This window comes from Microbacterium sp. 69-10 (genome assembly GCF_001897945.1).
In the GTDB taxonomy this organism is placed as follows: domain Bacteria; phylum Actinomycetota; class Actinomycetes; order Actinomycetales; family Microbacteriaceae; genus Microbacterium.
Window position 1 is genome coordinate 1 of sequence record NZ_MKRT01000016.1, and the last position, 499, is coordinate 499.

The 499-nt window shown below is 72.7% G+C and carries 2 protein-coding genes; one reads left to right on the forward strand and one right to left on the reverse strand.

Going from position 1 to position 499, the window contains the following annotated elements:
• On the forward strand, nucleotides 1–158 hold a 158-nt coding region (locus BGN97_RS05465; RefSeq protein ID WP_292699020.1), incomplete at its 5' end, for a universal stress protein.
• Between the two features lie 9 nt (nucleotides 159–167).
• Here BGN97_RS05465 and BGN97_RS05470 read toward each other — a convergent pair.
• Nucleotides 168–499, reverse strand: a 332-nt coding sequence (locus BGN97_RS05470; protein WP_292698711.1) for a M24 family metallopeptidase, incomplete at its 5' end; no start/stop codon positions are given.

A 499-nucleotide genomic window follows, 5' to 3' on the forward strand; every position in this document is an offset into this window, starting at 1 on the left:
AGGGATTCCCCTCCGCGGTCATCAACGACCTCGCCGAGGAGGCCCGGCTCACAGTCGTCGGCAGCCGGGGCCACGGCGTCGTACGCCGCTTTCTGCTCGGGTCGATCAGCCATGAGGTGCTGCAGCGGCTCGCGTCCGTCACGGCCGTGGTGCGCTGACGGCGGCGCTCAGCCGACGGATGCCAGGGCGTGCGGCGCGTTGTTGAGCCGCACGCACCCGTCCGCCGTCACCACCACGATGTCCTCGATGCGGGCGCCCCAGCTGCCGGGGAAGTAGATGCCGGGCTCGATGCTGAAGGCCATGCCCTCGCGCAGGGGAAGGTCGTTGCCCGGCGCGATGTAGGGCTCCTCGTGCACGGATACGCCGATGCCGTGGCCGGTGCGATGCAGGAACGCCTCGCCGAGCCCGGCATCCGTCAGCACCTGTCGCGCCGCCCCGTCCACCTCGTGCGCGGTCACGCCGGGGCGCACCGCGTCCACCGCGGCCTGCTGCGCGCGGA